We start from the raw sequence: 19820 nt of genomic DNA on the forward strand, positions 1-19820 counted from the left end.
TCATCCTTCCATGAGGTATTCGTTTCGAATCTTAAAGCTATGCAGCGTGGTCATTCCGATGTTGGTCAGTACAATAACAGGGCTAGCCCGCTCATCCCCGATCGACTGAACATTTACAACCTGGGGCGACTGAGTGATGGTCAATTCCGTGATCCGCTCGTCGCTCTCCGGGAACGGATCGTACATTTTCAGCGGAATATCGATGACCCGGTTCCCGGTCGACTCATCCCAGCTCATCGTGCCGCGGTACTGAGCGAAATAATGCTTGCCCGGCCGATCGGAGAATACGAGGTCCAGAACGCCGCGCCGGGTGTTGAATTGTCGCATTAGCAGCGAAACCGTGGTGTCATAGTCGCCGGTAATAAAAAAAGCCAGGCCAATTGGCCGGGCTCCATACTTGCTTCCAAAATCAACCTCACCGTCCCGCTCGGCGATCTCCACGGTGTTCTCCGTCGCTTCCGGCAGGCCGGGGATACTCCGGCGGACCAGCACCGCCCCCGTCTCGGAAATCCACTCTCCATTCACGGATACATCCATCTATTTCCCACCCCCTGTCATGGCGAGACGTCGGTAAGTCCGCTCGCGTTCGGTGTAAAGGATCTCTGCATCCGTTGGATCCTGCACCTCAACTCTTTCGATCGACATATCGATGTGATTGACCGTCTGCATGACCACGGGTTCGGATTTACTGGCCATCGGCGCTGCAGCCTGCCCGCTGACCAACTTCCAAAGCGTGTTTTGTTGTTCCGGGTTCAAGTACATCTCGCCAGCATGGGCGATTACCGGTACCGCCTCCCCGCGGCGTCCCTGCACAACTCCTCCTTCTTTGAAAGTCTGCAGCTTGCCGGTATCCTTATTAATGCCGTACAACTGCCGGAGTTCCTCGTTTCGAGCAGTAAGACGCGCCATTTCCGCCGTATCCCCGCGCGCCTTGGCTGCGGCCCAGGCATCCTTATTCGCATTGTATTCCTGTAGGTCCAGTTCGGCCTGGCTCGTCTTACTTTGACCAGAAACCTCGGCCATCCGGGACAGTTTGGCATTATACTCCGAAACGAACTGATCGAGGTCTGCAAGGATCTGCTGGTTGGCTGATTCATTGGCACCGATCCGAAAATCCTTGATCGCATTCTCGATAAATTGCACGTCATTCTGGTGATTCTCGAAAGCATTCTTCAGCGCTTCATATCGAGCCTCGGTTTCCTGCCTTTCGTCGTCGAAAGCTTTCTCCCGCTCGCCCTTCTCATCCACCAGCTTCTGTTTCTGGTCTTCCAAGTCTCGCTTGCGGAGCTCCCGGCTACGCTCTAGCTGCATCCGCTCGATTTCCTCGGTAATGTCAGCGAGCGCTTTTCTCCCCTCGGGGGATACAGCGGTGCTCAATTCCTGCTGACGGGCTAACTTCTTGGCAAGTTCAGTCTCATAGTCCTCGTCGACATTGAGCTCCTGCTCCTTTGCGATCAAGTCGTCGATTGCCTTAATCTTCTCATTCTGAGCATCGACATAGGCCTTCTTGCGCTTTTCGATCGCATCTAGCTCGGCTCTCAATGAATCATCCAGACTTTTCTTTTGTGCATTGAAAAAGTCGTCCGTCTCTTTCTTGAGGTCCTGCATCAGCGCTTTTCGCGCCCTGTAAACTTCCTCATCTGCACGTTTGTACTCTTCCGAGTTTTTATTGTACCGATCTCGGACTCGAGTCCAAGCAGCCAGCTTCATCTGCTCGATCTCTTTTTCCGTTTTTCCGGCCTCTTCCATCCGACGCTCTTCCTTCGCGATCCATTCCTCCGAGTTAGCGAATTGGGCTTGCCAAAGCTCCTTCCGAGCGCGATACAGCTCCTCATCAGCTTTCTTGTACTCTTCACTGCCCTTTTTATACCGGTCCCTAACCCGAGTCCACGAATCGACTTTCATCTGTGCAATCTGCACCTCGGTCTTATAGGAATCCTGCATGCGTCGTTCTTCTTTGCTAATCCATTCCGAGGAAGCCTCGTACTGTGCTTTGGCCAATTCTTTCCGGGCTCGATATAACTCCTCGTCGGCTGACTTATAAAACTCGCTGTCTTTCTTGTAGCGATCACGGACTTTCGTCCAGGTATCTACCTTCATCTGCGCAATTTGGACCTCGCTTTTATACGATTCCTCCATCTTGCGCTCTTGGCGATCGATCCAAGTGGCCGACGCTTCATAATTCGACTTGGCGCTATCCTCCTGCAGGCGTTTCATCTGCAGGTTAAGCTCACGCTGATCCTCAATGGTTTCCTTCAAATGCTGTTTATGATTCGCTTGGATTTTCTTGAGGGCCTTGAGCTGCTGCTCGGCTGTCTGATCGTAAAATTCCGCGTTGTACCTTGCCGTGGACATCGCCGCGTCAAAAGCAGCCTGACGTTGTTCCTTCGCAAGCTCGGCTGCTGACTTGCCTTCTTTCTCTTTCGATTTCTTCTCCTTCTTCTTTTTCTTTTTATCGTCATCGGCCTCTCCGCCGCCTCCATAATTCGGCGGTTTGTAGGCGAAAGCGTCCAGGTTTCCGGTGGTCAAATTATTCAGCGCCCGCTCAGCCTCCAGCTCAGCGTTAGCGTATTTATTTTGCTCCTCCGCCATCTTCGCTGCAGCCGCATTCGCTTGAGCTTGTACGCCGGCGGCCACGATGCCCCCAAGCATCCCACCGACCCGAGTGAGAGAGCTCTTACCTTCGGTCATCCCAATATCCAGGGCTTTGCCAGAGATCGAACTCATCACCCGGGCAAGAGCCTGGTAGTTCTTGATTTGCGCTTCGACAGCTGCCTTTTGAGCAGCAGCAGTCTCCTTCAGATTGGAGATCTGCGCCTTGGCGCTCTCAACGGAGGCCGATACGAGATTCTTCTCAATGTCGATCTGTTGAGAGACCAGATCCACATTGGTGATCCGGATCCTCCCCTCCTCATCCATAAGAGCATGTAAGCCTGGATACTGTTTCTTCAGCGTGTTGGTGATCGCCACAAGCTCCTGTTTCTGAGCTTCGTCCACCTTCTGCACCGCATCCAGTTCCTTGTAACGCTTCAGCGTTTTCTCCATCTCAAGGATTTTGCTGTTCTTGGCCGCAACATCCTGCATTTCTGCCTTGGCCATATCAAGAAGGGCCGGCGTTGATTTCTCTGCTTGTTCCCTCATTTTTTTAAGGGCCTCAGCGGCTTCTTCCGCATTGCTGAAATCCATATCTCGGAGCTGCTTGTCGATTTCCTCCAGCGCCTTCCTCGCCTCATTCATCTCTTTGATCGTTTCGGGAGGGATGCTGATTCGGGTTCCGGCAGCAACGTCTGTCGGCATTGCCTTTTGAGCTTCGTTCAGACGTTCCTGGGCTTTGGCCCGCTCTTCCAATAATGCATTCAGAGTCTCCGTATCACTCTGTAATTTCTTTAAATCTTCCGCCGTTCGGTTGGCCGGGGATTCGGCGAGCTTCTTGTTCAACTCTTCCTGGTTCTGCGCAAACGTCAAAACCGACTCCGCTGCCGCATCAGCAGCCAATTTATACGCCCCGACGCCGGCGGCAGCCACTGACAATATCGTTACTACCCAGCCAACTGGCCCCATCGCGATGTTCATAGCTCGTAGCGCCGCCGTAACGGCCCCGATTGCGACCGTCAAGGTTCCCAAAACCGTGACCAGACCCAATACCGTCACCGAACCGGCAGCGATGCCAGCAACTACCTCTTTATTTGCCTCGGCCCACGTCACAAATTCCTTGATCATCGGTGTAAGCTTCTGCATGATCTGTTCCAAAATCGGAAGAAATGCTTCACCAAGCTCCACCCGAGCCATTTCGACCGTTTGGTTAAAGGTAGCCTGCGTTCCCGTATAACCGGTCATAGCCGAGTCCGCATTGCCGGCGAACATCGCCGATTCCTGCATAATGCCGTTGTAAGCCGCTTGGATCTTCTGCGCCTCGGTCAGCTTAGCCGCTGTTGTGCCAATGGATTTAGCATATCGGTCATACATCACGGACAGGTTCGTCGTAATGCCTGCCGCGTCGGTCAGATCGGAGTTCCCCATCTTAATCCCCTGGGCAACCTGGCGGATCGCTTCGTCCCAAGTCAGATGCGCTTCCCGGTTATATACGGCAGCGTCAGCGGTGGCGGTCATGATCTCCTTGGTTTGTTCTAGCGTTAATCCGGCAGTAAGGTACGTCTTTACGGTATCCGCCATGGCCGTTCGGCTCAGTCCCCAGCGATCCGACAGCTCCTCGGCCAGACCGATCGACTGCTCTGTATCGAGATTAAGCGACTTGGACACTTCTGTTAGTCCTTGGTAAGATTGTGCCAGCTTATGCGCCTCGTCAGACAATACCTTCATGGTCTGTGCGAGCTTCATAGTGGTCATGCCAGTTCCAAGGGATGTTAAGCCGGTTGCTAAACCGTCGAGCCCCCGCTGAGTCTCTTTCGCTTCACGGGTCGTTTCCTTCAGCTCCTGTTCAATCTTATCGATATGCTTGGCATCCAGGCCGATCATGCGAAGCTGCTCCCGGACCTGCTCTAATTGCTCCTCGAGCAATTCCGGATTGGTGCTTTGGATGGCCTTATTGATCTTGTCGATCTGGCCAGAGCTAAGACCGATTTCTTTCAAGACCTGATTCAATCCTTCCAAGCCATCCCCGGCCTTCTGCGCCTGATCTTCAAGATCCCATATTTTCTGCGCAGTCTGGTCTGATTTTTGGGTCAGCTTCAATAGCGCCGCTTCCGTGCTCAGGATCTGCTCCTGCAGCTTGTTCTTCCGCTGTTCGTTAAACGTATTATCATACGATTCTTTGAGCTCGCTGAGCTTTTTCCGCTGGAGATCAATTTTGGCGTTGGTATTATCCAGTTCCGCCGTGAGCCGGGTGATTTGGTCCTTAGAAGAGCCGATCTTACTGAAAGCTGTGTCCATGCTTTTAATATCCGTCGCCGTCTTCTTCCCTTGATCACCGAGCCCGGCAATCTCGTTTTTCACGGCTTTAATCTCGGCCTTGAGCCCCTGTGCTTCCGCGGTCATGCGAGCTCGCAGTTCTCCGATCTCCACAGCCATCCTACACGCCTCCCTTCATCCGCGCCAGCTGCGCTTGATATTGTTCCTCCGCCGATTTTGGCGACTCTGCCGGCGGCTTCGGCAGCATGCTGGTGATCCGCTTAACGATCGTTTCCCTTGCCTTTTTGTCTACCAGATGAGGGTACGATACGATGTCTATCTGCATCAGCAGTTCTTCCCCCCGGGTCTGATCCTTCATAATCAGCATCTTAGGAAGGTCGACGAAATAGTACTCGTTCTCGACCTCGTACTGGGTCTTTCCAAGCACCGCGCAGCAGCGCAAAACAAAATCATCGTAGGTAATTAAACGTCGGCCCGATCCATCCGCTTGACGATGCTCTGAATGAACTGCTGCGCTATCGGAGGAATCAGGCCGTTCAAGTTTTTTAGAGCTTCGTTCATGTCGTTCTTTTCCCAAGTCAGCCGGAGAAACTCGGTGCATTCCCCTAAGGCGGCATGCTCATCCAGGTACTCGAGGGGAAGATCACTGAGGAGCGAAGTCAATTCGTAAATTTCATCTATGGTAACGTCCGCGGCGGCCACAATGAACACCGCTCGATCATTTTCGGGAGTCAGGAAAAGCTTAACGAGGTAATCACCAATGGTACCAATATGGTCCGTCAGCTTCTTAAGTCGATTTCGGGTTAACTTGGGGATCATAACCCGCTTGCTGCCAAGCATGACGTGCTCTTTTTTTCCAAGGTTAAACATCCTTGATCATTCCTCTCTCAGGAAATAAGAAAAAAGGAGAAGGCCTGATGATCAGCCCCCTCCTTGCGTAAGAATCGATTATGCCGTTGCTGTAATGTCGCCCCATGTATAGAGCAGACCTTTCGGCGTTGCCGTAAGCGACGGGTAAGCCATTGCCGAAACGGTCAAGCGCAGGTTGTTGTCCAGGACAAAGGCCGCGTTCATGTCGAATTTAATGCCAACAGATTCAATATAAATATACCGTGCTGGATCCAAAACCCCCTGCGGCTTGATCACGGCGCGGCGACGAGGAAGTTCCTTGCCCGCTAATCCGGTGACCTGGTACTTAACCTTATCCGGATCGGTAGCGTCAACAACCTTCGAAGAGTTGGGGTTGTATTTGATGACTTTTTCGAAGTCCATGTCTGGCGTCTCAAAGTCAATGGACCCGGTCGTTCCCGTCGAAATAGATTTGACCGGAGCCGTACCAGTCTGGTCCGTGGTCGGCTCGAAATAGGTTGTCGTCGTGGCGAACGTGATGCCGCCTTGGGTCAAATCGATGACGATGCCGTCGGGTTCAAGCAAGCCGTCTTCGCCCACGCCCCATTCGAAAATACCAGGGCCTGCGTAAATCTGATTTACATCACTCATGGTTATTGCTCCTCCTTAACATAAAATACAAAATTGGTTGAATACATCGGCCGGTCCTGGTCGTCGAGTCCGAGCGGTATCGGACTCGACTGAACGGCTGTACTGGAATAGACATGCGCGTTACCGGCCATGTAATTGCTCCGTCGATGCAGCAGCTTGATCAGCTGCTTGGCAAGCGACTCTGCGCCCGCCATGTTTTCCGGCAACGCTTTGTACGACTTTCCCTTCACAATAATCTGAAAGGTCGGCCGCTCGGTTGGTACATACTCATGCGGAGCGTAGCCTCCGGTACCGAAAATGAACAGGCAGGGAAGTTTGGTTTCGGGCAGTTCTGCCGGAATGAAGTTAGGGTCCGGAAATACGGAAAAACCGGCATCTGTCAGATACGTAATCAAGTCATTTGCGAGCATGTTTATTCACCCTCCAGGACGCTCTTCAGCTCCTGCAGAATGATGTCTTCATTCATCTTCAGGGCGTTCTCCAGGAACTTCTTCCCCGGCATATAACCTCCATGAGACGGTTTGCTCCTTGTCTTCTCGCCAGGCTTCATTTCCACGACCGTTCCACTCTTCGTACGACGGAAGCCTTCATGCTGGACCACTGCGTATCCATCGACTTCAGGGCTTGTCCCCATGTCAATGTACATCCCCGTAATCGCTCGCTTGACCTCACCTATGACGAGAGCAGCCTCTAGATCGCCTTCATCGATCGGGGCCAGTCGCTTCGCATCATGGATTACTTTTAAGGCCAGTCGGGTCAGCACGGTCTCCAAGCGGCGATCCAAATCGTCCTCCATCCGCTCCAACCGATCGACCATTGCCTCAATCCCCTCGAGGCTGAAGCTAAACAATTTATGGTCGGCCATAAACAATCACCTTCTTCACGTCGTCGGTACCAAGATACTTCCTGACTTCAAAATGAGCGACATTGCAGCGGATCTTCATGCCGAGTTCATTCTCATATTCAAAATAATCGTCGAAGGTGACGGCTTGCGGGCCTTCCAAATGGATTTCGTATCCGATCATAATCTCCTCGCCGCGGGCATTCCGGATCAAACGCTGCTCCTCGACGACCTTCGCCGCCTTGACGGCACTGGTAGGCGGCTGCGGCCTGCCCCAGTCGTCTTTACCTCCAACGTGCCAATGCGTGACCGTGGCTGGGTATCCAAACAGGCTCATATCAAGGCACCGCCATATTGCCGCTGGGACGCTTCTTCGGCTGCCTCCTCGGCCAGTTCGTCTGCGGTAGGCCCGAGCAAGGCGCGAACGTCTGGGGCAACGTCAGGACGCTCACCATCCTTGTAGCTGATCGACTCACCATTATCCGTCACCGTCTTGACGTTATGCTTCTGGTACTTGAGCGCTGGGTCGATCCCCTGCAGCTCCCATACCGTTTGAAACGCAACGATCGAAACGGCCATCGGGCTAATGTCGGGATACCAGCGAGCCAGATTCCGCTCAGCCTGAACGACAGCCACAGACTGCTTCTTCTCCGTGGCTCGATCCCAGGCTTCTGTATCCAGGATGTTGGCCGAGATCCAGGCGCCAACCTCTTGAGGATCCATACCTATCACCTACTTCTGCTCGGCTGCTTCGATTTCTTTGGCGAGCGTCGCAGCATCCTTTTCATAAGCATCCGCGATACCAAGCTCAAACGCTTTTTCCTGCAGCTCCTTGAGCTTGAGCTCAGCCTCCTTCTCGGCGATGCCTTCCTTCAGCTTGGCCTCACCAAGACGGCCGGCGTTTTGTACGCCCAACGTTTTGGCCCGCTCTCGCAGTTCCTGCAGCACCTGGTCGCCGTCGCCGTCAAGAGGATCTATCTCCACGGCAACCTCCGCCGAAACAAGCGACTTGCCGATTTCGTCTTCGACCTTGCGGAGTTCATCACCGGGCTTTTTCCAGTCGCCCTTGTACTTCGCCACTCCTGTGATTTTCAAATCCACTGACTTCACCCTTTCCCCTATTTTTATCAAAAGAAAAAGAGCCCTCGAAAGAGCTCTTACAGAACTTTTGCCGATACGACCGAATCAGCCCACGCAAACGCTGGGAAGTTCAAAGCGACGCCTGCCGTCCGGAGTCGGATCGGATTCTTCGTTACATCGCGGAATACAAAAAGGCCCATGTCGCCGGTTTGCTCCGCTTCGATCTCGGCCATCATTTCCTCGGTTGTCTTCGCCCATAGGTAGTTCCCCAGCGGACCATCCGGCAGCAAAATGAAGCGATCTTCAGGGACCATTCGGACCGTTGTGAAGGACAGTTTGCCACCAGTCAAAGCCCGGTCCTCTGTACGTGCTTGTGTGTCGTAAGCTGCCAAGACCGGGAATTCCATCGATTCAAAGACAGTATCCAGTTGAGCCTTCGTGAGCTGCGGAGGCTGAGCGCTACCGCTCGGGTCGCCGTGGTAAGCCTTACGGACCGACAGGTTGCGGCGCAGGAGGGTGATGATTTTCTGAGAGGTCAACGCCCGACGGAGTCGGATGCCTTTAGCTCTCCATTGGTCAACCCAAAGCTGGATGTCATCCAGCGGCGTGGAGTTTACGATGTCACTCCAAAGGTCCGTGCCGCTAAGGACCGGCTTTTGCTCTGCGGTATAACCGAAGTCAACGTCAACCTTCACGTTACCTTCGGTATAAACCACCTTACCGCTCCAAATGCTTGTCATGGCGATCCACTCACGGCGAGCGCGGATGGCATCAACAGCATATTGAGCATCGTTCAGCTGCCGGTTACGGAGCTGATTGCGCTCTTCGCTTCGAAGGCCGTAGCTTTGAGACGCTTGGAGTGCCATGCGGACGAGCTTCTCATCCATGTATCGGCCGCGCTGGATCTTCGGAATCTCAATACGCGACCCCTTCAAACCTTCCCGAGAGCCGTATTCTACTTCGGTACCGAGTTCGGCGATTTGGGCCATTACCGGCAGCCGCGGCGATTCTTCTTGAATAACATCTACCGTCAGTTCCGCAGTTTCCCGTGGAGGAAACAACAGCGGATGCAAATATTCATTCGACACCTCAAGGTTCCGGGAATAAACGAGCAGGTCTTCCCCGGTTAAAGCCTCTTCCAGTGTCAGATCGATCGGATCATCGCCAGCGAAGGTCTGCAGATCCAGTTTGTAGCGCAATTTATACGACTTTCTCATATGTGTTCAATCCTTTCCGTGTATGGATATTAGTCAAAAACGATATGCGGCATCTTCTGGCGCAGCGTGTCATCTACAGTAACCGGGATGCGGTCTGCGATTACCTTTGCAACCTCGTAACCGCCAACAACATGGTCGCCGTCCTTGACGTTGACTGTACGCTTTAGGATCACCGTCGGGTTCTGGCTGCCGTCGGTTCCGGCTGGATCATAAGGAACGAATTTGCCCGATGCAGTGAGCTTCGCCATCGGCATGCCTTTCTTGATGATTTTGTCGCCATTGGCATCCGCAGTAACGGCTGCCGAATCAATAGTGATACCGTTAGTCACTTCCCGGATCACCTCAAAGGATGCCAGGATTTCATACTCATCCTGGACAGTTACACGTGGTCTAGGTTGCAATCTCATATTGATAGTCCCTCCTTATTTTCTTGCCCACGGGTCATTCACGGCTTGCCCGCCGATCGTCCCTCGGCTTTTTGCTAAATTGATGATTTCTTCCTGTCGTTTCTTCTTGTCGTCGGGGCTTCCGCCGCCGATATCGGCGCCGATCCGGCCACCCCCCTGCTTCGATTTGAGCAAATGCGGCTTCTTCTTGGCCAGCGCTTCGAGTGCTTCCTTCACGCCCTCCAGCTCGCCCTTGTCGTTCTCTTTCACAGCTGAAAGATCGGCGAGTGCCGCAGCGTCCTCCCAATCGGCGAACCCGAGTTCATTCGCCAGCACCTTAACCTCGGCGTTGAGCAAGCGCTTGAATGTCTTGTCATTCTGTTCCTTCTCGCGCGCCTTGATCTTCTCATCAACCAAACGGTCGATTTCCTCGGGGTCAAGTTTCCCGGATTCCTTCTCCTGCTCTTTGTCTTTCGGCTTCAGGGCGGCTTGCATGGCTTCCACTGAGTCGAAACCCAGTTGCTTAGCTAGAGTTTTCTGAGCAGCCTTTTCTGCACGCGATAGACGTTGCTGCACGAGCTGGTCGAGTTCCGCCTGTGTGAACGTCTTCTCGCCGTTACCGGCGCCGCCATCACCACCGTTCCCTCCAGCTCCATCTCCGCCACCACTCTCACCGCCGCCCCCTCCGCTGGCACCGCCATCAGCTGCAAAGAGCTGCAGGTTCAATTTCAAAGGAAAACGTTTTGCGATATATTCGTACATCTTTTCATCCTCCTGTTTTATGCCCGGGTAGGCTTCCTCGAATAGCAGTTTTACGTCATGCCACGGTTTGGACAAAAGAAAAAGCCGCTCGTTTGAGCGACTCAAATAAAAAACCACCTTCGCCTAATGCGTGGTGGTCGTCATTTCAGATACTTTTCGTAAAGAGGGCTATTTTTCAATCGTTCAACCAAAACCGAATAAACACCATGTTCTCCAAGCTCATTAAGCTTATCAAGTGAGCGCACATTCTTACGAACGACATCGTCATTAAGTATGTCACCCTCGACAATCGGTTGAATAATATCGGTGATTACCGACCAATTGTCTGGATTCTTCATTTTGGCCATGTATTCATACATGTCACTTCACCCCCACGTCGTTCATTGCAATGATCAGCGAGTCCGTAAAACCTGGCTGTGAGAAATCGTAATTCTTCCACCCAGCATTAAGACTGTTTTTGATAGCAGTAATATAGTTCTCTCGATTAAATTGCTTCGTCGAGTCACTGATGTTATCAAAAATCTTCTTGACAATCTCATCCTCATGTTCAAATACATAAGATTTGTAATACTGGGCGTAGTCTCCCATCTCAATTGTAATTTTATCGATTTGATCTTTCAATGGTCTCCACTCAGCCGTTTTAAAATCATTGTCAAATCGATACTTCATAAACTTCCTGCCGAAATCTTTTACAGTGACGGCATCGCTAAACTCGTCCAGTCGCTTAAGCTTTGGCAGCGTCTCGACCAGGTATCCGGAATAAGAGTACGCCAGATTTTCTGATACGCCAACCAAATCGGCCATAAAGTGTGCAGCCGTTTCTGTCGCGGTCTCCTCGAGTTTGAGCCACTCTTTCATGCCTAAATCATAAACGTCATGCTTTAACCCATGCATGTTCGCGTGATAAAACTCATGCAGCGCCGTCTTAGTTTGATAGTCGAAAGGGCGGCCATCGTCACGTAACAATCGATACGCAGACACGTCTGCACGCTCTCCACCGAAATTGATCATGCACGCGCCATTCGCATTCAAGTTTTGATCGATCGAGACAGAGATATGTCCGAGACCTGCTTTATTCAGCAACAATTCAGCAAAGTCTTTTCGATAGAACGTGTCCGCTCCTTGAATATACGACTCGAACCGCTGAATAGATGCACTTTCTGCAGAACGAAAAGGATTGTTTCGCTCGTTAATAATTCGGTTTGCCTGGCGATAGCTCCCCTGCAGTTCACGATATGTTTCAGCGTTGCGTGCCTTAAGTCTTGCAAATGTCCTCAGATCCGGCGTGTCCTTTGGCAACACAGCCTTGTACCGCAACCACTGCTTTCGCGTTTCATTCTTCCGGGCCTTGTCCCGCTGGATCTCGTTGTACCGCCGGATGTTCGATTCGGTGCGGTTATCGGTGAAAGGCCGGTTCGATGCGGCCAGCATCCGCTCCACCTCATCCGGCGACTGATACTCCTCGATCCAGGCACTAATAGAATGGACGCAATGAGCATGGTATGGCGGCCGGATCTCCAGTTTTGGGAAGCGCGAATCGTTTCCGCTGATGCTGTACACGCGGCCCTGATATTTTGCACAATATTCACAGGTTATCCCTACGTAGTTCACATAGACCAAGTCAAGACCGTTTTGAACAATCGTGTTCTCGGCTCCAGTGACATGGGCCTTGCGGAGATTGTACTGAACGACGCCGTTCATGTACTTATCCGCCGGGATCCGCGCACCGTTCTTGGCTACAATGCCCGTGATGCCTTGCTCAGTCATCTTGGCAACGGCTTCATTGGTCGCCTCTCGCCGGCTAACGCCTTCGGTCAGCATACGCTCCGTCGCGGTCCTCACAATCTCCTCCACGCGGCGCTTCGCGTCCTGGGACATATTGTCGGTCGCCTCGAGGATCCGGAAGAAGGCATCGTCCATGATCGCCTGCACGGCCTGCTGATGGATGATCGGTTCAAGGGCGGTGTTGACTTGGTTCTCCGGCATTCCCTGAGCGATCAAGTTGCTGGCCGCCTCCTGGGATCCGGCTTTATACGACTCTGCCAACAGTTCGGACATGCTTTGCGCAGCACCGTCCGTCAGCTCGGCAAGGATCTCGTCGATCTGCTTCAGGATTCGCTCCTTCCGCCGTCGGGTATAACTTCCGGATTCAAGAGTACGGATTAGCTCAAGTAGCCGTTCGCCAGTATGGCTGTAAAGTGCGATCAGCTTGTCCGTGTCAGCCATCAGCTACCACCTAGATTCACTCGCGGCGGCTGAGTAAAGGTCGGGTTCATCGAGTCGGCCGCCTGCTCGTCCTGAATCTTCTGGATCTCGGCCATGATTGCCTCCTCGGACCAGTCCGGATGCATACGGCGAACCGTCGTCTCCAGCGACTGCACACCGCCGGCATACTTCTCAATTTCTTCTGTGTCCTTCTCGCTGTCCGCCTTCGGCAGCAGTTCGCCCCATTCGACCACCGGATCGGTTATCTGAAGGTTCTGCCCGCCGATCGCATTTTCGAGGATCATACATTTCCGGATGGCTGCCTTGATCGCAGCGTCAAACTTGTCTTTGATTGCCTCGGCCTTGATCACCGATTGAATCCAAAGATAAAGGAGCGCGACTCCGGATTCACCTTTGCCTTCCTCGAGGCCAGCAGCCTGCGGTGACGTTTTGCTGATGGCTAGCATGTATTTGATCAGCCGAGTGACATGTTCGAAGCTCTGCTGCGTCTTGGCGTCCCAAGTAATATACATAGGGACCGCCCCCGTCTTGTCGTCATAGGATACGACCTCTAGGTCGGCGTTCCGTACGAAACGCCCGCCATAGTCCCGCTGATTCTGAGATGCAACCGAGTCCCACAGTGCTCGGGGAATAGCAAGTTTCGGCTTACCATGCTTATCAAACACGATGCTGTCCCGGGTTATGGTCCAGTTGATCTCCTCCTGGAGACCGTCGATATTCCGGAGTGCGGACCGGCCCCGGGGATACGTGAGCATCTCATCATTTGTTACCATCCCACATAGCAGCTCGTTTACGCCTGGGAGCTCAACGTCCTCCGGGATATCCAACTCGTAATCCGAAGCGTACTGGTCAATTTCGAGTTGGTCGCCCACATTATCGCCATCCATTTTGAAGACCAGTTGCTGAATGGTGAGTCCCTTGGCCTCCAGTCGTTGTCGCTCAACACGAAGGAACCGGTCCTTGCGATTTTCGTTGCCCCACTCTTCAATCCACACGATATCTGCGCCGCGGCCGTCATCATGCGGAAGATACTGGTCCCCCAGGAGCCATTCAAACCAAACCGCCCCAGACTCGTTCCTTCTAATGCGGTAGGCCACCCTGCCGTCAACCTGGTGCTGGGTAACTGCAGACCAAATCTTTTCATTCGGCGTGCTGGCCATCACCACAGAAGACACGAAGTCCAACTCTGGGCCTTCCTCCGTATCCGCCGAGATGTTTCCAAGCGACCGGTTCAGCAGGTCGGCCGGCACCTCGGCAACGAGACTACTGAAGTTGGCTACGATGTATTGATGATCCGCGCTGAACACCTTTTCCACCTTACGCCAGGAACGAACGCCGACACGGCGGTGAACGGAACGCTTTTCTGTAACAACAGAGCGCGCTCTCGGGAAGATCTCGGCGTGCTCGCCTTCATACAGTAGTCGGTAATACAACATCATGCCGATCTCTTGATCAAATGGCGGCGGCGGGAAACTCTTTTTGGTATATATGATTGTCAGGTTCATCACCTACTTTCAAGGCAAAATAAAAAGCCGCTCTACTGAGCAGCTCACTCTAATGTATATTGTCTATTATCCTCATCCACTCTGATGTGACTAATCTCTTCGCCGTTTTGGCTGCCATCGTCATAGAAAATTTCCCAATCCGGTTCCAAGGTTTGGAGCCAGTCAATTAACTCTGAAACTTTCACAGCAAGCACCTCCATTCACCATAATTCCAAATTACCAGCCTGCAGGCCGTTGATTGGTGTAATGGACTGTCTTCTCGGTGATGAACGAAAGCACGACTGCATCAGCCCGGTCAGGGGAATCAAGCCCGCGTTTTTTCATGTCCTCTTTACGCTCGAGCGCCAGCTTCCCTTTGCTGGTCATTCTGTATTTGCGTTGCGTCAGCTGGGTGATTAGTCGTTCGTCGTTGGGCAGTTCAATGCTGACCGGTTCGCCCTGCAGATGCTTCGAAAAGCATTCCTGAAGGACATCCCGAACAACGGCCCAGGCTTCCGTTCCGCGATTTTCATAATGCTCGATTTCATCGTCAGTAGGTTTGCTCCCGTTGTTCACCGGAATGACCCGCCACCCATACAACCCCTCTTCTCTGATGACCTCATTCAGCCGGTCTGTGACACCGCCGCCGACCCCGCTGTCATCGACCTTGATTTCGACGAATTGTAACTGCTGAAAGGAACTCAGCATCTCCTTAGCGATATTCAGAACCCGGCCAGCGGTCTCCATTGTGTCCTGTTTGTTGTAACACCTTAGTGTAAAGACCTTCATCCCAATCCGCGGCGCTATTACTGTCTCGTCATCACCGAATCGCGCTACGTCCACACCCAAATGCAATGTTTCACCGACAGGGTCAACGGTCGCGTTGGCGGCCAGCTCGGCAAGCTCGAGGGCTATGAATGCATCCGCCTCCGCTTTAGGGAACTCTCCATAAACCCTGACCCGTACGACGTCGCTTTCTGCGCCATACTTGTCGATCAGCATCTGGATGTTCTCTTTGCTGGCCCGCTTGCTGCTCCGGCTATCCACCTTGTGCGTCCGGAACCGGCTGCGGTCTCGATTATGAGAATCATAAAAAACCCCACTCGTACGAGTCGGGTTTCCGCACATTAATAATTTGTTCTCCTCGCCGGACAAGGTACCGAGGATCGCTTCCATGATCGGATCCGCAACACCAGAAGCCTCATCGACAACGAACAACATGTAGTCTTCGTGAAACCCCTGCATGTTTTCCGGCTTATTCGCCGTCCGAGCCGTCGCAAACCATCGCTGTTCATGGCCAATCATATAAACTTTCGTCTTAGTCCACTTCAGGAGGTTCTTAACCATAGAGTTCTCAAGCCATTTGGCAACCTCGGCCCATAGCACATCATGCAGTTGCTGCTTCGTTGGCGCAGTACACACAACCTTTGGATTGGGACGACAACAGAGGAACCAAATGACCAATGCAGCCTCCAGCCCCGTTTTCCCTACGCCTTGGCCGGATCTGACACTAGTCCTTGGATGTTCGGCAACGTCCATCATCACATCGCGCTGCCAATCGTCAGGATCAAAACTGAGCATATCTTCTGCAAATGACACAGGATCATCCCAGTAAAGGTCGAGCAGTTGCTCGATTCCTGCAATCACATTGAATGGCTTACTCATCTGCTTTCACCTTTGCTCTTCGCCGCTCGGCGATGACCTGAAGGGCCTCCGTCCAGCTTTGAGTTGCGCCGGCCCCTCCTTGGAGTTGCTGCAGCTCGATCTGTAGGATAGCTGTACGGACTTGCTTCTCCTCATCGACAGCGATCAGCCTGTTCATCAGCTCAACAGCCTTTAACTTCTTGTCCGTCACTCGAGTCAGGGCTTCCTCGATCTTAAGGATGTCATCGACAGCACGGTATTCTGTTTCTTCGACTTCGGATTCAACCATTTCGGTTCTAGTAACTGGGATCGTCTTGGTGAGTCCGGACTTTTCGTCATGAACCGTCATTACATCCTTAATTGCTTTCAGTTCATTCAGGACTCGCCGTTGCTTCTCGGTCAGGCCATTCATTAGCTTGCCGATACGCTGAAGCATCCGTCGCTCGCGGATAGCCAGCAACTTTATGGACTCGGCTGCCTGTTGGATTGGATCTGTGTCCACCAGATCAATGAGTTCCTGCTCATCCTCTTCCAGTGCGTCCATCCATATTGTTTCATATTCGCCGGTCGTGACTGCCTTTTTATTTCGGACAGGACCACCCGGCCCGCCGCGGTTGCCCTTGGCATTCTGATTTCCGGGGGGAGCGCCGCCGCGATTTCCGCTTGCGTTTTTGTTCCCTTTGGGAGCGCCGCGTTTAGTAACGTTACCTTTCGATTCATTGGTAACGTTACCTTTCAAATCGGCAGCCCACTTATCTTGAGACTTCCACTTCCGGACCTGAGTCTCCCCAATAGAAAGAGCGGCGGCGATGTCCTTAAGCTTCATCTTCCCGCCGCTCTCAAGCCACATTTGTTTTGCCTTGTCCCGGTCGGGGCTTCTCTCCCTAGCCATTACATGAATCACCACCCCCAACAAGAAAAGACGAGTCCAAATTGACCCGCCTATCCCTTCTGTGTTCAACTCCTGTTGACTATAACTTATACTTCATTTAGGGCACCTCGAAGTAATAAAGCTCCTTCCGTTTTGTCTCCTTGATTTTGGTCAATGCACTGGGATTGTCAGCTTCAAGGTCTTTCAGCCTTTCCTTAAATGCCTGCCCTTTGTGGCGTTCGATTACCTCTTGAATTCTCGTGCCTGTACAACCTGATTTTTTAATGGTGTCTAGAACTGTCATTGTTAGCCCTCCTTTATAATAGGTGTCTTCTCCTATTCAAGGATCAGACAACCTCATTATAAGAGCGGAGACGCCATTTTTAACACATTGCAGGAACTACAAGTGATCATCTCTCTGAAGCTTGATATCCAGCTCAATTAGCCGTTCCAAATCGGCGACTGTCTTCATCATTATATGTCCAGCCTGCAGGTCCTTAACCCATTGGGCGATAGCTACCTTTACGATCTTGCGGTATTGTTCCTTACTCTCGAGGATTCCTTCCATGACTTGAAGCTCGTGCTGCAAAAGCAAATCTTTATTCTCAGGTGTTCCCATTGTCGTTCCCCTCGGCTTTCCGTTATGATGGAATGCGAGATAGCGGATGTCTGCAAAATGCCGCGCGCGGCGGGCCGCTATCTCAGCCGGGGGGAGCCCTGGATTAAGGGGAGGACGTGTCAGCGTCCTCCTTTTTATGTTGCCATCGGAACAACACGATCGATCAGTACCGGCTTAATGCCGGTTGCCTCCTGATACCGCCGTTTGATCACATCGCAGAAGACCGGATCAAGTTCCAATGTCCGACACTTGCGCCCCATTTGATCGCAGGTCATGAGCGTGGATCCGGATCCACCGAAGAAGTCGACCACATCATCCCCCTTCTGGCTGCTGTTACCTATCGGTATGGCCAGCAGCTCCAGCGGCTTCTGTGTGGGATGAACGTATTTGCCAACATCTCCTCTGGAGACCTCCCAGACCGTCCTAGGTTCAGCGGGCTCACCAGGAAGGCCGGCGCGCCATACCGTCGATTGGCGGCGGTCGCCATACCAAGCAGGAGCCTTGCCGCGCAGATGGGCATAAAAGACCGGCTCATGCTGCCAGCGATACTGCGACCAGCCAAACGAAGCTGCATTCTTCACCCAAATACACTGGCTTCGGACGACAATACCGGCAGCGTTCATTGCATCCTCGAACTCTCGCTGGTACGAAGACGGGTGAAATACATAAATAGCCGCCGTCGCCTCCATGATCGACGAGTACCGTTCAAAGACAGCATGCAAAAAGCCCGCAAATTCCTCTGCGGGCATATCGTCGTTCATTATGCTGCTTCGGCCGTCAGCGGCCAGGCGCTCCGAATCGCTCTCTACGGCCACATTGTACGGCGGATCCGTTACAACTAGAGCCGCCTTGGCTCCTTCCATCAATCGTGCGACGTCTGCCGGATCCGTAGCATCTCCACAGACCAACCGATGGGGGCCGAGCTGCCAGACATCACCGCGCTGCGTCTCCGGTTCTTTGATGTCATCCAATGCCTTCCCTACGTCGAAGTCATCCTCAACGACCGGATCTTCAATATCTGGGACTTCAGGCAGAGCGCTGACAAGGTCCTCGATCTCCTCCTGGTCGAATCCGGACAAATAGAGATCCGTGCCTGACTCCTGCAGTTCGTCCAACAACCTGCCCAGCGCTTCCTCATCCCATCTTCCAGATACCTTATTCAGCGCCAAATTAAGCAGCCGTTCCTGCTGATCGTCCAGGTCAACGACTGAAACCAAGAGCTCGGTCCTTCCCAGCTCATGAACCATGATCTTATATCGTTGATGCCCGCCGACCATGTTGCCGGTACGTTCATTCCAGACGATTGGCTCCACATAGCCGAATTCCTCAATACTACGCTTTAGCTTTTCATATTCTGGATCCCCCGGCTGCAGATCGATCCTCGGATTGTAAGCAGCTGCGTTAATCTGGTCTATCGGGATGACTCTGATATCCATGCCTTCACCATCCTATTTGAGTTGAGTTGGTTTCACATATACACGCACACAAAATAGGGACACACGCCAACGCTATGCCCCTTCTCTGCTGTTTTCATCCCTCGTGCCGACATTCGCCTGCATCTGATAGAAGACCTCTTAAATCGACGTATATTTCGCCGCCTAATCCAATAGAAAAAGCACCCCCATGGATGCTATTTTTCCAATACAGGCCCCATGTATTCCGCTTTACATGAACCGCAGGTCCAACAAGATGGATTAGGTTGATTTTGCGTGACTTCACCATCACATTTATGACATCTAAATATACTTTCTGACACCTGAGTTAGTTTAAGGAGAGTCTGTGAAAGCCCCTGTCTTAAAGTAAAATGTCGTTGATGAGGTAGTGCTCGATTCAGACGTTGCACCAATTCCGCCCAAGCATCGTTTATTGCGGCAACTGCCTCTTCTTTGCTTCCACACATCTTAGTTACATGTTCCCCGAATCCCTCTGATCCAGTCGCTTCTCCTACAACTGATGCAAGGTATTGACCATTTGGCAATTCTGTGAAAAACGCGGTATACATCTTGCCATTAATAACGCCGGTTCTAACTGCTTCTGAATGTAACTTCATACTTACCCCTCCTGAGTCGTTAATATTGATACGGAATAATTCGACATCAGGAAGTATTTTCCTTTGCTGTCATCCGAAAATCCAATCTGAAATTTGTTCAAAAACTTCATGAAAGAACACTCGAATAATACCCCATATAATGCCAAGGATCCCCATGCGCCACAAAATAAAAATAAGCACCACAAATACAATGAACGAAACACATCCGCATCCTTGGCCACTCTTTGCAGCGCCTATTATGAGGATCAATAACACAAGTCCTAAAATAATA

The 19820-nt window shown here is 52.2% G+C and carries 23 protein-coding genes; all 23 read right to left on the reverse strand.

The annotated features are described in order from the left end of the window. The 23 genes from MKY82_RS22020 to MKY82_RS22130 all read right to left on the reverse strand — a co-directional run bounded on the left by MKY82_RS22020 (position 1) and on the right by MKY82_RS22130 (position 19549). Positions 1-537, reverse strand: coding sequence for a phage tail domain-containing protein (locus MKY82_RS22020; protein ID WP_339294338.1), 537 nt, complete (start codon positions 535-537; stop codon positions 1-3). After that, the gene (locus tag MKY82_RS22025; RefSeq protein WP_339294339.1) at positions 538-5028 is read right to left on the reverse strand and encodes a hypothetical protein; all 4491 of its coding nucleotides are present in this window, start codon (positions 5026-5028) and stop codon (positions 538-540) included. It abuts the gene before it with no gap. A gap of 1 nt (position 5029) precedes the next feature. Beyond that, on the reverse strand, positions 5030-5311 hold the full coding sequence (locus tag MKY82_RS22030) for a hypothetical protein (protein WP_339294340.1): 282 nt from the start codon (positions 5309-5311) through the stop codon (positions 5030-5032). A 20-nt stretch (positions 5312-5331) separates the two neighbouring features. Further along, positions 5332-5739 (reverse strand): hypothetical protein, encoded by a 408-nt coding sequence (locus MKY82_RS22035; protein ID WP_210094638.1) that lies wholly within the window; start codon positions 5737-5739, stop codon positions 5332-5334. 78 nt (positions 5740-5817) lie between these two features. Beyond that, positions 5818-6369 (reverse strand): hypothetical protein, encoded by a 552-nt coding sequence (locus MKY82_RS22040; RefSeq protein ID WP_210094639.1) that lies wholly within the window; start codon positions 6367-6369, stop codon positions 5818-5820. 2 nt (positions 6370-6371) lie between these two features. Further along, the gene (locus MKY82_RS22045) at positions 6372-6779 is read right to left on the reverse strand and encodes a minor capsid protein (protein WP_339294341.1); all 408 of its coding nucleotides are present in this window, start codon (positions 6777-6779) and stop codon (positions 6372-6374) included. 2 nt (positions 6780-6781) lie between these two features. Continuing rightward, positions 6782-7234: an HK97 gp10 family phage protein gene (locus MKY82_RS22050; protein WP_339294342.1), complete on the reverse strand. Its 453-nt coding sequence runs from the start codon at positions 7232-7234 to the stop codon at positions 6782-6784. Then, positions 7221-7547, reverse strand: a complete 327-nt coding sequence (locus MKY82_RS22055) for a hypothetical protein (protein WP_339294343.1) — start codon at positions 7545-7547, stop codon at positions 7221-7223. The genes MKY82_RS22050 and MKY82_RS22055 overlap by 14 nt, the downstream gene beginning before the upstream one ends. Beyond that, positions 7544-7933: a hypothetical protein gene (locus tag MKY82_RS22060; RefSeq protein ID WP_339294344.1), complete on the reverse strand. Its 390-nt coding sequence runs from the start codon at positions 7931-7933 to the stop codon at positions 7544-7546. The genes MKY82_RS22055 and MKY82_RS22060 overlap by 4 nt, the downstream gene beginning before the upstream one ends. Before the next feature lie 9 nt (positions 7934-7942). Further along, entirely contained in the window at positions 7943-8320 is a 378-nt protein-coding gene (locus tag MKY82_RS22065; protein WP_339294345.1) for a hypothetical protein, read from the reverse strand. 47 nt (positions 8321-8367) lie between these two features. Beyond that, the gene (locus MKY82_RS22070) at positions 8368-9507 is read right to left on the reverse strand and encodes a major capsid protein (RefSeq protein WP_339294346.1); all 1140 of its coding nucleotides are present in this window, start codon (positions 9505-9507) and stop codon (positions 8368-8370) included. 29 nt (positions 9508-9536) lie between these two features. Next, positions 9537-9914, reverse strand: a complete 378-nt coding sequence (locus tag MKY82_RS22075) for a head decoration protein (protein ID WP_339294347.1) — start codon at positions 9912-9914, stop codon at positions 9537-9539. 15 nt (positions 9915-9929) lie between these two features. After that, positions 9930-10760: a scaffolding protein gene (locus MKY82_RS22080; RefSeq protein ID WP_339294348.1), complete on the reverse strand. Its 831-nt coding sequence runs from the start codon at positions 10758-10760 to the stop codon at positions 9930-9932. A 35-nt stretch (positions 10761-10795) separates the two neighbouring features. Continuing rightward, positions 10796-11014, reverse strand: coding sequence for a hypothetical protein (locus MKY82_RS22085; RefSeq protein ID WP_339294349.1), 219 nt, complete (start codon positions 11012-11014; stop codon positions 10796-10798). A gap of 1 nt (position 11015) precedes the next feature. After that, positions 11016-12881 carry a phage minor capsid protein gene (locus MKY82_RS22090; RefSeq protein WP_339294350.1) on the reverse strand — a complete coding sequence of 622 codons (1866 nt, stop codon included), beginning with the start codon at positions 12879-12881 and terminating at the stop codon, positions 11016-11018. Next, positions 12881-14386 carry a hypothetical protein gene (locus tag MKY82_RS22095; protein ID WP_339294351.1) on the reverse strand — a complete coding sequence of 502 codons (1506 nt, stop codon included), beginning with the start codon at positions 14384-14386 and terminating at the stop codon, positions 12881-12883. Before MKY82_RS22095 ends, MKY82_RS22090 begins: the two co-directional genes overlap by 1 nt. A gap of 44 nt (positions 14387-14430) precedes the next feature. Then, positions 14431-14571: a hypothetical protein gene (locus MKY82_RS22100; protein WP_210094649.1), complete on the reverse strand. Its 141-nt coding sequence runs from the start codon at positions 14569-14571 to the stop codon at positions 14431-14433. Between the two features lie 31 nt (positions 14572-14602). Further along, positions 14603-16030 carry a DEAD/DEAH box helicase family protein gene (locus MKY82_RS22105; RefSeq protein WP_339294352.1) on the reverse strand — a complete coding sequence of 476 codons (1428 nt, stop codon included), beginning with the start codon at positions 16028-16030 and terminating at the stop codon, positions 14603-14605. Further along, complete coding sequence (gene terS / locus MKY82_RS22110) at positions 16023-16901, reverse strand: phage terminase small subunit (RefSeq protein WP_339294353.1); 879 nt, start codon at positions 16899-16901, stop codon at positions 16023-16025. The genes MKY82_RS22105 and terS overlap by 8 nt, the downstream gene beginning before the upstream one ends. Before the next feature lie 97 nt (positions 16902-16998). After that, the gene (locus MKY82_RS22115; RefSeq protein WP_339294354.1) at positions 16999-17184 is read right to left on the reverse strand and encodes a hypothetical protein; all 186 of its coding nucleotides are present in this window, start codon (positions 17182-17184) and stop codon (positions 16999-17001) included. Between the two features lie 96 nt (positions 17185-17280). Next, positions 17281-17499 carry a hypothetical protein gene (locus tag MKY82_RS22120; RefSeq protein WP_339294355.1) on the reverse strand — a complete coding sequence of 73 codons (219 nt, stop codon included), beginning with the start codon at positions 17497-17499 and terminating at the stop codon, positions 17281-17283. A gap of 134 nt (positions 17500-17633) precedes the next feature. Further along, complete coding sequence (locus tag MKY82_RS22125) at positions 17634-18935, reverse strand: site-specific DNA-methyltransferase (RefSeq protein WP_339294356.1); 1302 nt, start codon at positions 18933-18935, stop codon at positions 17634-17636. A 194-nt stretch (positions 18936-19129) separates the two neighbouring features. Beyond that, positions 19130-19549 (reverse strand): hypothetical protein, encoded by a 420-nt coding sequence (locus tag MKY82_RS22130; RefSeq protein ID WP_339294357.1) that lies wholly within the window; start codon positions 19547-19549, stop codon positions 19130-19132. Positions 19550-19820 lie beyond the last annotated feature (271 nt).

It is taken from the genome of Paenibacillus sp. FSL W7-1279 (assembly GCF_037969845.1).
Lineage (GTDB): Bacteria > Bacillota > Bacilli > Paenibacillales > Paenibacillaceae > Paenibacillus_AQ.